Origin of the sequence: Sphingopyxis sp. (genome assembly GCF_965279725.1) — a bacterium.
Lineage (GTDB): Bacteria > Pseudomonadota > Alphaproteobacteria > Sphingomonadales > Sphingomonadaceae > Sphingopyxis.
In genome coordinates, this window is record NZ_CBDIIL010000003.1 from 832,850 (window position 1) to 846,620 (window position 13,771).

Below are 13,771 nucleotides of genomic sequence, written 5' to 3' on the forward strand. Positions count from 1 at the left end.
GCGACAAGTGACCGATAAGAAAGACGATTATTACCAGCCATGGCTGCGCGATGCGGAGCCGGCCCCGACGCCTGCTCCGCTGCCGCCGACGGCGCCGGGCGAAGGTCTGGCGAAGCCGCGCGACATACCGCCGGTCGGAATCGACCTATCGCGCTATGTTGCCGAGGACAAGCCGCCGCGCAAACCCGTGGTTACATCAGACCAGATGAAAGAAGGCGCGGTCGGAGCATGGCAGGCGCTCCGCGATGGCGCCGACGGCTTTGCCGACTGGACGATCAGAATTGGCGACCGAGCCGATATTCCGGCGCGCGTCGAAGCGATGGAAATCCCGCGCCGCGCGCGCGAACTCGCGGCAAAGACCGGCGCCCTCACCGCCAGCGCCACGCGCGCCATCGGGCGTGGATCGGCGCTGGCGGGCCGCGCCGCCGCCAAAAGCAGCGGAGCAGCGTGGGACAAAATGGCGCTCGGCGACAAGGTCGCCAAACTGTCGAGCGACGCAGGCCGCGGTCTGGGTGACGTCGCGGACCGGACCAAGGCCGGGGTCGGCAATATCGCCAAAGCGGGGACCGAAAGCATCCGGGGCAGCATCGGCGAAGCGGCAACGAAGCTGCGGCCAAGCGCACGCGAGGAACTGGCACCGCCGCCATCCGGCCTCGAACAATTGCTCGCGCGCGAGGAAGCCGCGGCGCGCACCAACAACCCGTCGGCGCCAGACCTGCCCCTCTTTGCTGGCGACGCTGCGATGGCCGCTGCACCGCCAACCCCCACCCTGTCCGAAGGCGACGACCGTTCGCCGCTGGTCGCGCCGACGCCCAAAAGGCCCGCTGCGACCAAAGCGATGGCGGGACCGCGCTTGCCGCAGATCAAGGGGACCGGGATGAACGGCGGAGCAACACGCCTGTTGGGGATGGCGTTCGGCGGCCTGCTGTTACTTGCCGCGGTGTTCTGGCTCGGCGGCCGCATGGGCGGCGGGATGAGCAAGAGCGAGGTCGAAACCATCGTCGCCGACTATATCAAGGCGAACCCGCAGATCATTCCCGAGGCGCTCGAAGCGCAGCGCAATGGCGAAATCGCAAAGGCGATCGGCGCGATCCGCCCGGCGCTCGAAAAACCCTATGCCGGGGCGTGGGCGGGCAATGCCGACGGCGACGTCACTTTGGTGGTGTTCACTGATTATGCCTGCGGTTTCTGCCGCGCGAGCGTTCCCGATGTCGACCGGTTGATCCGCGAAGACAAACGCCTGAAGGTCGTATTCCGCGAACTCCCGATCATCGCACCGCAAAGCCGCGACGCCGCCCTGATGGCATTGGCGGCGGCGCGGCAAGGCAAATATGATGCGTTCCACCACGCGATGTTCGCCGCCAGCTCGCTCGATAAATCCGCGATCGCCGCCGCCGCCGCCAAGGTTGGCGTCGTCACCGATGGCACCGCCGATGCGACAGCGAACGAGGCGTTGTTCCAGCGTGAGCTCGACAGCAACCTGGCGATCGCTACCCAGCTACAGCTCAACGCCACTCCAACCTGGATCGTCGGCGATCAGCTGTTCCAGGGGCAGATCGGCTATGACGGCTTGAAACAGGCGGTCGCCAAGGCGCGCGCGGCGACAAGCTGACCCGGTGACGTTCGACCCCGCCCAACAAGCAATCGCGCGCGGCGTCGCCAATCCCCAGATGATGGCGGCAGCACTCGCGCTCTACGAAGGGCGGCTGCACGAGGCCGAACCGCTGCTCAAGGCACAGTTGAAGCGCGATCCGTTCGACGTCGCCGCGATCCGCATGCTCGCAGAGCTGGCAGCGCGGATCGAGCGCTATGGCGATGCTGAAAATCTGCTCCGCCGCGCGATCGAGATAGCGCCGGATTTCGTCGCGGCGAGGTCGAATCTGGCGACGGTGCTGCATCGTCAGGGCCGTTCGGTCGAAGCGGTCGAGGAGCTCGACCGGCTGCAACAGCTCGACCCCGACAATTTGATGAATGCCAATCTGAAAGCTGCGGTACTCGGCCGCGTCGGCGAGTTCGACGAGGCGCTGGCGCTTTACGAGCAGGTTCTGCAGGGCTTCGTCAAACAGCCCAAAATCTGGATGTCCTACGGCCATATGCTCAAGACCGTCGGGCGGCAGGCCGATGCAGTCACCGCCTATCGCCGCGCACTGGCGCTGGCGCCGACGCTCGGCGAAGTGTGGTGGAGCCTCGCCAATCTCAAAACGGTGGCGTTCGACGATGCCGACCTTGCCGCGATGCTGGCAGCTCTGGACCAGCCCGAAATCAGCGCTGCCGACCGCTTTCACCTGCATTTCGCGCTTGGCAAGGCGTATGAGGATCGCCGCGAACCCGACGCGGCGTTCCGTCATTACGGCGAGGGCAATACGCTCCGAAAAGCGCAGATCCACTATGACGCCGATCAGACCCGCGCGGCGGTCGATCACGCCAAGACGCTCTACACCCCGGCATTTTTCGAAGCACGGAGCGATTTTGGCGCTGATGCGGCCGATCCGATCTTCATCGTCGGCATGCCGCGCGCCGGGTCGACGCTCATCGAGCAGATATTGGCGAGCCATTCGATGGTCGAGGGGACGATGGAATTGCCCGACATCCCCAAATTATTCGCCAAGGCGCGCAATCAGGGCGGGATCGCCAAGCTGACCGGCGCCGACGCACGGGCGCTGGGCGAGCAATATCTGCGCGACACGCGGGTCCAGCGGAAAACCGACAAACCCTTCTATATCGACAAGCTGCCCAATAACTGGCTGCATGTCGGTTTCATCCAACTCATCCTGCCCAACGCGAAGATCATCGACGCCCGCCGTCATCCGCTGGATTGCTGTTTTTCCAACTTCAAACAGCATTTCGCGCGCGGTCAGGCGTTCAGCTACAGCCTGTCCGACATGGGGCGCTATTATGCGGATTATGTCGACCTGCTCAATCATTTCGACAATGTGTTGCCGGGCCGGGTGCATCGGGTGATCCACGAACATGTGATCGACAATCTGGAATCGGAGGTCCGCGGGCTGCTCGCTTATCTCGGCCTGCCGTTCGAGGAGGCTTGCCTCCATTTCTACACCAACGATCGCGCGGTACGCACCGCCAGCTCCGAACAGGTGCGGAGGCCGATCAACAGCGACGGCGTCGGGCAATGGCGCACGATGGAGGCCCATCTGCAACCGCTGAAAGATGCGTTGGGCGCAGCCCTCACGCAATATCCGGCGGCGCGCTGAACCGATTGTGGCAATTTTGTCATACTCGCGTCGAAACCGTTCGCTCCACGGCCGGATGACCGATGCGTCGATTGACGAGGGGAACAAATAGTAAGAGCTTCACTCATCGCTGCGCTGCACCATCTGTAGCGCGGCGCATGAGGGGGGTCTCTATGTCTGGTTTTTCGCGCCGCGCTTTACTTCTGGCATCCTTGTCGGGGAGCATCCTGTCATCGACCGCGCTGTTCGCACAGGAGGCGACGGACCGCGGCATTGATGATGAGATCGTCGTGACGGCGCAAAAGCGCGAAGAAAATCTGCAGAATGTGCCGATCAGCATCCAAGCGCTGAGCACGCGGAAGCTCGACCAGCTCAACATCACCAATTTCGAGGATTTCTCGAAACTGCTGCCCAGCGTATCGTTCCAGTCGAGCCAGCCGGGGGTGACCACGGTCTATATGCGCGGCGTCGCGAGCGGCGGCGACGGCAATCATTCGGGTTCGCTGCCCAGTGTGGGCGTCTATCTGGACGAACAGCCGGTGACGACGATCGGCGGCACGCTAGACATCCATGTCTATGACATCGCGCGCATCGAATCTCTCGCCGGGCCGCAGGGCACTTTGTACGGCGCTTCGTCGCAGGCGGGCACAATCCGCATCATTACCAACAAGCCAAGCACCGCCGGCTTTGAAGGCCGCGTCGACGGCGAGGTCAACAGCGTCAAAAGCGGCGGCATCGGCGGCCGGGTCGAAGGCATGATCAACGCGCCGATCAGCGACATGGCGGCGCTGCGCGTGGTCGGCTGGTACCAGCGCAACGCGGGTTATATCGACAATGTCGCCGGGACGCGTAGCTTCCTGCCGACCCCAGGTGGGATCACGGTCAACAATGCAACGTTCGTCGAAAAAGACTTCAACGACGCCAAAGTCTATGGCGGACGCGCCGCGCTGAAGGTTGATCTGGACGACAATTGGACGGTGACGCCGACCGTGCTCTACCAAAAGCAGACCAGCAGCGGCGTGTTTTCACAGGATCCGCGGGTCGGCGACCTTCAGACTCAACGCTTCAACCCCGATCAGCGGAGCGACAAGTTCATCCAGGCGGCGCTGACGATCGAGGGCAAGCTGGGCAATTTCGATATCACCTATGCCGGTGCCTATCTTGATCGCAAAACGTACCAGATCAACGACTATACCGATTATGCCGAGGCCTATGACGCGCTCTACGCCTCGTCGGGCGGCCTGGCCGGCTATTTCTACTTTGAAGACAGTGCCGGGAACGACATCGACCCGCGCCAGTACATCATCGGCACCGATCATTTCCGCAAGACGAGTCAGGAACTGCGCATCGCATCGCCGCAGGACGAGCGCTTCCGCATCGTCGCCGGACTGTTCTATCAGCGGCAGAGCAACGAGATTCATCAGGATTACAAGGTCGATGGTCTGGCGGCGGCGCTGTCGGTCAACGGTCTGCCCGGAACGCTCTGGCTGACCGAACAAAAGCGCGTCGACAAGGATTATGCGGCATTTGGCGAAGCCAGTTTCGACATCCTGCCGAACCTCACCCTGACCGGCGGCGGGCGCTATTATAAATTCGACAACAGCTTGATCGGCTTCTTCGGCTTTGGCCGCAATCCGGCCGGACCGCCGTTCAACGGCGCGGGCAGCTCGCGCACCGGGGTCGCGGGATGCTATACGACGACGGGCGCAATCCTGCGCGACAATCCGGGCGGAACATTGCTTCCTGCGGCGGTACCCGGCGGTCCCTGCACCAATCTGGCCGATTTCGTCGGCGGCGGACTGGTCCCGAAACGCACCAAGGACAACGGGTTCACGCATAAGTTGAACATGACCTGGAAACCGACCGAAGACCTGATGACCTATGCGACTTGGTCGCGCGGGTTCCGGCCGGGCGGGATCAACCGGCGCGCGACGGTCGCGCCCTATGCCGCCGACTTCCTGACCAATTACGAGCTCGGCATCAAATCGACCCTCGCCGACGGACGGGTACGGCTCAACGCGGCGATTTACCAGCAGCGTTGGAAGAGCTTCCAATTCTCGTTTTTGGGCGCGAACAGCTTCACCGAAATCCACAATGGTCCCAATGCCCGCATTCGCGGTATCGAAGCCGACATCAACGTCCGCGCGACCGAGGGGCTGACGATCACGGCGGCGGCATCCTATACCAATGCCAAGACGCGCAACAATCTGTGCGCAATCGACGATCCGACCTTCACCTGTACCGGAGCAGGCAATTCGATCAGCGCGCCGGCAGGTACGCGCCTGCCGGTCACGCCGAAATTCAACGGCAATGCGACGATGCGCTATGCCTTCCCGGTGGGTTCGGGCGAGATGCATCTGCAATCGGTGATCGCGCATCGCGGGTCGGCCAGCGCCGACATCCGGGTTGCCCAGGCCACCGAGCTGGGCCGGATCGGGGGATCGACAACGGTCGATTTTGCCGTGGGTTATGACTTCGGCAAGTTCAGCCTCGAAGCGTTCCTGGAAAACGCCTTTGACGAACGCGCCGAGCTCGCCCGCTCGTCAAACTGCGGCCAGTGCAACGGACGGGTTCAGATTTTGGTGAACCAGCCGCGAACGATCGGGCTGCGGGCCGGAACCAAGTTCTAGTTTGTTGAACGAGACCCTCACCAAACACAAAAGGCCGGGCCAAAAGCTCGGCCTTTTGATGTGTGTGGCGCTTGGCATGGGCAACATGATCGGGTCGGGGGTGTTCCTGCTCCCGCGCGATCTGGCGCCGCTCGGCTGGAATGCGGTCATCGGCTGGGGGGTGTCGATTGCTGGCACCCTGTGCCTCGCGGTCGCTTTCGCCCGATTGGCCAAAAAGCTGCCCGGCGGCAGCGCCACCTATACCTATGCCGCTGCGGCCTTTGGTCCGGGTACAGGCTTCATCGTCGCATGGAGTTACTGGATCAGTTGCTGGACCGTCGTCGCGACGCTCGCGGTTGCGGCGATCAGCAATTTGTCGATTCTGGCGCCGTCGCTGGACAATGCGGGTGCCGGGACGGCGCTGATCGCGATCGGCTTCATCTGGCTCTTCACCCTCGTTAATCTGATGGGGGTGCGCCGCGCGGGCGGGGCGCAATTGCTCACCCTCGGGCTCAAGCTGATCCCCGTCGTCGGCGCGGTGCTCGTCGCGCTGTGGCTGTGGGGTGCCGGTGACGCGCCGACCCCGACGATGATCGGCACAAAGCCGGTCAGCCTCGACAATATCGGCACTGCTGCAACGCTGACCCTGTTCGCGCTACTCGGTTTTGAAAGCAGTTGCGTCGTCGGCGACCGGGTGCGCGACCCCGAACGGACAGTTCCGCGCGCGACGTTGATCGCGGCCGCGGCGACCGGGCTGCTCTATCTGCTGTCATGTACGACGGTGACCTTGTTGCTGCCGCTCGAAACGCTCGAGGGATCGAACGCCGCCTACGCGACCTTTTTCGGGACGCTGGTGAGCCCGTCGGCAGGGCAAGCGGTCGCGCTGTTCGCCGCGATCGCCGCGCTGGGCGCGCTCAACGGCTTTGTGCTGTTGCAGGGCGAAATCCCGCGCGACCTCGCGCATCGCGGCCTGCTTCCCGCCGCCTTCGCCCGCGACAACCGCTTTGCCGTGCCGTGGGTTACCCAGATCGTGTCGAGCACGCTCGCCAGCCTGGTGGTCTATGCCAATTATTCGCGCGGGCTGGCCGAATTGTTTAAATTCATGGTGCTGGTGACGACGTCGACCGCGATCATCTTTTACATCGTCGGCGCGCTTGCCGCGATCAAACTTGAGCATGAAGGGACGATCAAGGCGTCACCCGCCTTCGTGGCGCTGACCGTCCTCGGCTTTCTATACAGTTGTTGGGCCTTTTACGGCGCGGGTTGGGAACCCGGCCTGTGGAGCGTCGGCCTGACCGCCGCAGGGCTGCCCATCTATCTCGCGATGCGCCGGTCAGCGCCAGCGGGGCGCAAAGAAGCCCCGGTCGCGTAGGATCACCTGCGCCGCATTATGCCCCGGCGCGCCGGTCACGCCGCCGCCGGGATGGGTGCCCGCACCGCACATATAAAGTCCCTTGAGCGGCCCGCGATAGGCACCATTGCCCAGCACCGGGCGCGCCGACCACAGCTGGTCGAGGCTCATATTGCCGTGCATGATGTCGCCGCCGACCAGTCCGAATTTGCGTTCGAGCCCCTTGGGGCTGAGGATCTGGCGCCCGACGATCGAGGCGCGAAAGCCCGGCGCGTGCGCCTCGACGGTATCGATGATCGTATCGGCGGCCTTGCCTTCCTCGGCATCCCAGTCGCGGCCATCAGGCAGATCGGGGGCGAATTGCTGGCAAAACAGGCTGGCGACATGCTGTCCCGGCGGCGCGAGACTGTCGTCGATCGTCGAGGGGATGAGCATTTCGACGATCGGTTTTTTCGACCAGCCATATTGCTTCGCGTCGAGGAAGGCGCGGTCCATATAGTCGAGCGTCGGGGCGAGGATGATGCCCGACTGGTGATGCTCGCCGGGTTCGGGGAGGCAGGTAAAGCGCGGCAGCTCGCTGAGCGCGACATTCATGCGGAAGGTCCCGCTGCCCGCCTTGAACGCCTTAATGCGGCGCTGGAATTCGGGCGCGATGTCGCCTTCGTCGAACATCCGTTCGTAGAGCAGTTTTGGGCCGACATTGGCGATGACGCGCGCGGCGGCGATTTCCTCGCCGCCGACCAGCTTGACCCCGACCGCCTTGCCGTCATCCACCAGCACCCGCAACACCGGCGCTTCAAGGCTGATCTCGACTCCGAGCTGGGTGCAGACCTTCGCCATCATCTGGGTGATCGCGCCCATGCCGCCGATGCTGTGGCCCCACGCGCCCTTCTTGCCATTCACTTCGCCAAACACATGGTGCAGCAGGACATAAGCGCTGCCCGGCGTATCGGGGCTGGCATAATTGCCGACCACCGCGTCGAATCCGAACGCAGCCTTGACCGCTTCGCTCTCGAACCAGCTGTCGAGGAAGGTGCGCGCCGATTTGGTGAACAGTTCGAGCACGTCGCGCTGCTGCGACAGGCTGAGCCTGGTCAGCCCGCGCCCTTGGCGGGCGGCATCGAGCAAGGTCTTGAACCCGTCGCCGACATTGGGCGGCGATTTGAGCGCGAGGTCGCGCAGCACATCGGCGACGCCCTCGAGCATGTCGTAATATGCGGGGAGGCGCGCTGCGTCGTGGGCGGAGAAGCGGGCGAATTCCTTTTGGGTGCGTTCGAGCCCGCCACCAAGCTTGAGGTAGCCACCATCCTCCTGCGGCAGGAAGTTGCTGATCGGCCGCTCGATGACGCGGTAGCCCTGCTCGACCAGCTTCATGTCGGCGATCACCTTCGGCTGGAGCAGGCTGACCGTGTAGCTGGCGACCGAATTGCGGAAACCCGGCGCGAATTCTTCGGTTACCGCGGCGCCGCCGACAACGTCGCGTGCTTCGACGATGCGGACCTTCAGCCCCGCCTTAGCGAGATAGAAAGCGCAGACGAGGCCGTTGTGGCCGGCGCCGATGATCAGGGCGTCATATTGCTTGGTCATATCAAATTCCGTTCGTGTCGAGCGAAGTCGAGACACCGTGAAGGCGTGTATTTCCGATAGGCATCTCGACTTCGCTCGATGCGAACGGGGATTTTAGCGTCATGTTTTGCTCCATCCCGCACGCGGGGCTTGTTCGAGGCGGGATTGAGGGATCAGGTCGCGCATCCGGGCGCAGAAATGCTTGAGGCACACTTCCTTGTCGCTGAGCGGTCCCATGGTGAAGCTTTGCGACTGCATGCCCTGCTGGACGCGGGTAATCAGCACCGTGTCCTCGGCATTCACCTGACGGTTGATCCGCCAGTTGAGGTAACGCGCGGCGCGCATCTCTCGCCGATCGTCGGGCAGCACGTAGGAGATTTCGCGGATCAGGCAGCTGGTCGGGCCGGTCGGCAGCCACTGCATGAAATCGACCTGGTCGGGATAGATGTCGAAGGCGACATTGGGCCACAGCTTGAAATAGAGCCAATGGCGCTGCTTATTGTCGGGCAGATGCGGCACCGGCGGCAACAACCGCTGGTACATGCGCTCGGACCAGTTGACCGACGGCCGGTCGATCAAATCGCCCCACATGCGGTCGACATGGTCCTCGGCCTCGACGCCATAGCTTTTGCCGAACAGGCGGGTCAGGCCAGGGTGCGCGACGGCGATGTGGAGGCCGTCGGAATAATTGTCGCCGACATTCTTCCAGTTCACCTCGCGTTGGCGCAGCGTTACGCGGCCGAGCGCGCCGAGCTCCTGGAAACGATAAGGCGCAACCTGCGCTCCATAGGGTGCCATCATGTCGGCGACCGAGGGGCCGCCATCGTCAGTCAGCCGGACGAACCAGAAGCCGCGCCATTGTTCGAGATCGACGGGGATGAGTGACGCCTTGCCCTTGTCGAGTGTCGGATAGCTGGCGCTGTCGGGAACGCCGGTCAGGCGGCCGTCGAGTTCGTAGGTCCAGGCGTGATAGGGGCAAACGAGCTTTTTCGCGCAGCCCGTAGCGCCATCGACGAGCCGCGAGCCGCGGTGACGGCAGACGTTGGTGAAAGCGCGGACGACGCTGTCGGTGCCGCGCACGACGAGGACGCTTTCGCCGCAATAATCGATACTGTGCCAGTCGCCGGGGTTCGGGATGTCGCTGTCGTGGCAGACGACCTGCCAGCTGGGGCGGAAGATGCGCTCCATCTCAACCGCATGGAACTCGGGATCGCTGTAGGTCCAGGCGGGCAGCGACCAGCCGTCCAGAGAATCGGCGGGGGGCGGGTCGATGTGGTCGAAAGTGTCGCGCAGCGTTGCCATGAGTCGATCCTTGTTGTACAAACGTATAACAAGATGCAGCCCGCTCGCCAAGCCTTTACGCGCGAAAGCGCCGATGCCCGCAGGGCGGACCTGATCGAGGCGACCGCCGCGTGTCTCGCCGAATATGGCCTGGCGGGGACCAACGTCCGCGCGATCTGTGCGAAAGCGGGGGTGTCGCCGGGGCTGCTGCGCCATTATTTCGGCGGCATCGACGATCTGGTCGCGGCGACCTACGAGGCGACGAGCGACCGGATGGACGCGATTTTCGCTGAGGCGGTGGCGGTCGCCGCGCCCGATCCGCGCGCGCAGCTGCTGGCATATCTCACCGCCAGCTTCCGCCCGCCGGTGACCGATCCCGAGCTGCTGGGGGCGTGGACGGCGTTCTGGGCGCTGGCGCGAAGTGATGCGCGAATGGCGAATATTCATGCGGAAAGTTACGCCGGGTACCGCGCGCGGCTGGGCGAGTTGCTGGTCGCGTGCGGCGCGGCCGACGCCGAGCGGATGGCGATCATGCTGACCGCGATGGTCGACGGGCTGTGGCTCGAACTGTCGCTCGATGAAGGCAGCTTCGGCGCCGAGGCGGCGGTGGCGATGGTCGAGCGCGCGGTGGGTGCGCTGCTCCAATAGCTGCGCCCCTGCGAAGGCAGGGGCCCATGTCCCGTCCTTGGTTTTTCGCCAGCGGCAGTTTAACGCGCAACTTCGGGTGATGGACCCCTGCCTGCGCAGGGGTACGGCCTCACTTCGACAAATCGCGCAGCAGGCTGTCCCAATGCGCCAGCGCCGGGGCGATCGCAGCGACCGGCACCCGCTCGTTGAGGCCGTGGGCGAAGCTGTCGCTCGCTTTCGAGAACAGCCCGGCGACGCCATAGCTCGGCACTCCGACGCGGCGGAAATGATAGCTGTCGGTGGCGCCCCCGCTCATCGACGGCACGATCGGCAGGCCGGGCGCGCGCGCATGGACCGCCTTGGTCACCGCGGCGACGACGTCGGGGCGCAGCGGCGAGGCGTCGCTCGCGCTGGCGTCGGGATCGGTGTTCACCTTGACCGCGGGATCGGCGATCACCTTTTCCAGTTCGGCGCGCACCGCTTCGACCGCGACGCCGGGGAAGATGCGGCAGTTGATGTTGGCCGTGGCGCGCTGGGGCAGCGCGTTTTCGGCATGGCCGCCCTTGACTAGGGTCGGCACGCAGGTGGTACCGATCTGGCCAATATATTCAGGGTCGGCGCGGATCGCGGCGATCGCCTTGGCATCGGCCGGGTTGGCGGCAAAGGCTTTGAGCGCCGCGCCAATATCGCCGCCGACCTGATCGGCGACTATCGGCATACCGATCTTGGTCAGCTCATTCTGTTGCGGCGCGAAGCGATAGCTGCCGATTTTGGCGAGCGCGTTCGACAGTTGGACGATGGCATTGGGGTCCGATGGCCGTGAGCTGTGACCGCCCGGATTGGTGACTTCAAGGACGAAGTCGGCATAGGTTTTCTCGCCCGCCTGCAGGCCATAATATTGCGGCTTGCCGTTTTCGCCGATCAGCCCGCCGCCGCCGTCGCCGTTGAGCGCGAATTCTGCGCCCTTATATTTGGCGGCGAGCGCGCGCGTCGTGGTCATCGAGGTTTCCTCGTCGCCCGACAACAGCAGGATAATCGAGCGCTTCGGCTTGAAGCCCTCTTTCTTGAGTTGCGCCATTGCGGCAACCATCATCGACACGTCGAACTTGTTGTCCTCCGACCCGCGGCCGAAAATATAGCCATCCTCCTCGACGGGCACGAACGGGTCGCGCGTCCAATCCTTTGCGTCGGCTTCGACGACGTCCATATGGCCGAGCAGCACGATCGGCTTGCCCTTGCCCGTCCCGGTCAGCGTCGCGGCGAAGGTCGCGGTTTCGCCCATCGGGGTGATGACGATGTCGCTGTCGGCATAGCCCGCGGCCTTCAGCACGCCGGCGTAATAAGCGGCGAGTTCAGGCACCTTGCCGCGCCCCATGACGGTCGGGATCGCGACGCTGTCCATCAGAATCTTTTTCGCGACATCGGTGTCGGCGGGTTTGGCGTGGGCGGGCGCGGCGGCGATCAAGGCGGCGGCGAGGGCGAGCGGGGCGGTGAGGTTGCGCATGGGTGCGGACTATGGCGCGGTCGAGCGGGTTCGCAAGCGATATGGTGACGGAAAGCAATCCGTCATCCCGGGCTTGACCCGGGGCCCGCCCTTTTTGCCTTCAGAACAAGGCAGGCCCCAGGTCAAGCCCGGGGTGACGATAGAAAATCAGGCCGCGATCTTCTTCGCCTTCGGCGCCGGGGTTTTCGGCTTGAACCGGCACAGGTCATCGACCGGGCAACGCCAGCATTCGGGCGTCCGCGCCTTGCAGATGTAGCGGCCGTGGAGGATCAGCCAGTGATGCGCGCCAACGCGGAACGGCCCGGGCGTTCCTTTTTCCAGCGCGTTTTCAACTGCGAGCACCGTCTTCCCCGGCGCCAACCCGGTGCGGTTGCCGACGCGGAAGATGTGGGTGTCGACGGCGAAGGTTTCGGCGCCGAACGCGCAGTTCATCACGACATTGGCGGTCTTTCGCCCGACCCCCGGCAGCTCGACCAAGGTGTCGCGGTCGGCAGGGACTTCGCCGCCATGGTCACGGACAAGGATTTCGCTGAGCGCGATGACGTTTTTCGCCTTGCCGTTGAACAATCCGATCGTCTTGATATGCTGTTTCAGCTCCTCCTCGCCGAGATCGACCATTTGCTGCGGGGTCGTCACCGCGGCGAACAATTTCCGCGTCGCCTTGTTCACCCCGACATCGGTCGCCTGCGCCGACAGCACGACGGCGACGAGCAACTGATAGGTGTTGCCGAACTGAAGCTCGGTCTCGGGACTCGGGTTGAGCTCGGCAAGGCGGCGATAAAATTCGAAGATGTCGGCTTTTTTCATCGCCGTCAGTTCAGCCCCAGCACCTGCGGCATCGTATAGCGCCCGGGCTGTTGACCGGTCAGCCATAATGCCGCGCGGACCGCACCGCGCGCAAAGATCATGCGGTTTTCGGCGCGGTGCGACAGGGTGATCATTTCTTCGTCGCCGGCGAAGATCACGTCATGATCGCCCGCCACCGTGCCGCCGCGCACGCTGGCGAAGCCGATGTTGCCATGACCCCGTGCGCCGGTGACGCCGTCGCGGCCGCGTTCGGAGAAATGGCCAAGATCGACCCCGCGCCCTTCGGCAGCCGCCTGCCCCAACAGCAGCGCGGTACCGCTTGGCGCGTCGACTTTCATCCGGTGATGCATTTCGACGATCTCGATATCCCAGCCGGCGTCGAGCCGCGCCGCGGCCTCGCGCACCAGATGCGCGAGCAGCGTGACGCCGAGCGAGGTGTTGCCGGTCTGAAGGATAGCGATTTCGCCCGCCGCGTGATCGATCAGATAATGATGGCGTTCTTCAAGGCCGGTCGTGCCAATGACGATCGGCGTCCTGGCCGCGATGCACGCGTCGAGCGTGGCTTCGAGCGCCGCGGGCGAAGAGAAATCGACAAGCGCATCGGCGTCGCCGGCGAGCTTCAGAATGTCGCCGCCCTTGTCGATGCCGCAGTACCGCCGCCCGGCTTCGGATATGGCGGTGGCCAGTGCGACGCCCATGCGTCCTTCGCTGCCGATAATGCCGATGCTGGTCATATGCCGTCCCCTGATGCGCGGCCTTCCTTTAGCCGTTGGTGTCGAGCGAAGTCGAGACACGTTGGCCCGGCGCCAAACGCCTCTCGACTTCGCTCGAGGCG

At 64.1% G+C, this 13,771-nt stretch carries 10 protein-coding genes; 5 read left to right on the forward strand and 5 right to left on the reverse strand.

Going from position 1 to position 13,771, the window contains the following annotated elements; translation table 11 throughout:
• Positions 1 to 7 precede the first annotated feature (7 nt).
• From ACQY6T_RS12885 to ACQY6T_RS12900, 4 genes are all read left to right on the forward strand, one after another.
• On the forward strand, positions 8 to 1,612 hold the full coding sequence (locus ACQY6T_RS12885) for a thioredoxin domain-containing protein (protein WP_428631249.1): 1,605 nt from the start codon (positions 8 to 10) through the stop codon (positions 1,610 to 1,612).
• Between the two features lie 61 nt (positions 1,613 to 1,673).
• On the forward strand, positions 1,674 to 3,212 hold the full coding sequence (locus tag ACQY6T_RS12890) for a sulfotransferase (protein ID WP_428632656.1): 1,539 nt from the start codon (positions 1,674 to 1,676) through the stop codon (positions 3,210 to 3,212).
• 152 nt (positions 3,213 to 3,364) lie between these two features.
• On the forward strand, positions 3,365 to 5,821 hold the full coding sequence (locus ACQY6T_RS12895) for a TonB-dependent receptor (protein WP_428631251.1): 2,457 nt from the start codon (positions 3,365 to 3,367) through the stop codon (positions 5,819 to 5,821).
• 58 nt (positions 5,822 to 5,879) lie between these two features.
• Positions 5,880 to 7,172, forward strand: a complete 1,293-nt coding sequence (locus ACQY6T_RS12900) for an APC family permease (protein WP_428631253.1) — start codon at positions 5,880 to 5,882, stop codon at positions 7,170 to 7,172.
• Here ACQY6T_RS12900 and ACQY6T_RS12905 read toward each other — a convergent pair.
• Complete coding sequence (locus ACQY6T_RS12905; protein WP_428631254.1) at positions 7,134 to 8,738, reverse strand: phytoene desaturase family protein; 1,605 nt, start codon at positions 8,736 to 8,738, stop codon at positions 7,134 to 7,136. The genes ACQY6T_RS12900 and ACQY6T_RS12905 overlap by 39 nt on opposite strands.
• 99 nt (positions 8,739 to 8,837) lie before the next feature.
• Entirely contained in the window at positions 8,838 to 10,019 is a 1,182-nt protein-coding gene (locus ACQY6T_RS12910) for an aromatic ring-hydroxylating oxygenase subunit alpha (RefSeq protein ID WP_428631257.1), read from the reverse strand.
• 33 nt (positions 10,020 to 10,052) lie between these two features.
• Between ACQY6T_RS12910 and ACQY6T_RS12915 the strand changes: the two genes are divergently transcribed.
• Positions 10,053 to 10,646: a TetR/AcrR family transcriptional regulator gene (locus ACQY6T_RS12915; protein ID WP_428631259.1), complete on the forward strand. Its 594-nt coding sequence runs from the start codon at positions 10,053 to 10,055 to the stop codon at positions 10,644 to 10,646.
• 109 nt (positions 10,647 to 10,755) lie between these two features.
• On the opposite strand, the gene ACQY6T_RS12920 is transcribed toward ACQY6T_RS12915, so the two are convergent.
• From ACQY6T_RS12920 to dapB, 3 genes are all read right to left on the reverse strand, one after another.
• A complete protein-coding gene (locus tag ACQY6T_RS12920) occupies positions 10,756 to 12,129 on the reverse strand; it encodes a M20/M25/M40 family metallo-hydrolase (protein WP_428631261.1) in 1,374 nt (457 codons plus the stop codon).
• A gap of 147 nt (positions 12,130 to 12,276) precedes the next feature.
• A complete protein-coding gene (nth, locus tag ACQY6T_RS12925; RefSeq protein WP_428631264.1) occupies positions 12,277 to 12,936 on the reverse strand; it encodes an endonuclease III in 660 nt (219 codons plus the stop codon).
• A gap of 5 nt (positions 12,937 to 12,941) precedes the next feature.
• Positions 12,942 to 13,670 (reverse strand): 4-hydroxy-tetrahydrodipicolinate reductase, encoded by a 729-nt coding sequence (gene dapB / locus ACQY6T_RS12930; protein WP_428631266.1) that lies wholly within the window; start codon positions 13,668 to 13,670, stop codon positions 12,942 to 12,944.
• Between the last annotated feature and the right edge of the window lie 101 nt (positions 13,671 to 13,771).